This is a genomic window from Shewanella sp. 10N.7 (assembly GCF_020806285.1).
Classification (GTDB): domain Bacteria; phylum Pseudomonadota; class Gammaproteobacteria; order Enterobacterales; family Shewanellaceae; genus Shewanella; species Shewanella electrodiphila.
Map to the genome: position 1 here is coordinate 1 of NZ_JAJGZS010000096.1, position 272 is coordinate 272.

A 272-nucleotide genomic window follows, 5' to 3' on the forward strand; every position below is an offset into this window, starting at 1 on the left:
ATTACGTCTGAATTAAAGCCAAACTGGCAATCTCACTTTCAGAAAAGTGGTGGGTCGTGAAGGATTCGAACCTTCGACCAATTGGTTAAAAGCCAACTGCTCTACCAACTGAGCTAACGACCCATCTAGTTTTACGTAATGATTCATTACGTCTGAATTAAAGCCAAACTGGCAATCTCACTTTCAGAAAAGTGGTGGGTCGTGAAGGATTCGAACCTTCGACCAATTGGTTAAAAGCCAACTGCTCTACCAACTGAGCTAACGACCCATCT

At 43.0% G+C, this 272-nt stretch carries 2 tRNA genes; both read right to left on the reverse strand.

Annotated features, from left to right (window positions below):
- Nucleotides 1-47 precede the first annotated feature (47 nt).
- Nucleotides 48-123: transfer RNA gene (locus LMH66_RS20330), tRNA-Lys, on the reverse strand.
- 69 nt (nt 124-192) lie between these two features.
- A tRNA-Lys gene (locus tag LMH66_RS20335) sits at nt 193-268 on the reverse strand.
- Nucleotides 269-272 lie beyond the last annotated feature (4 nt).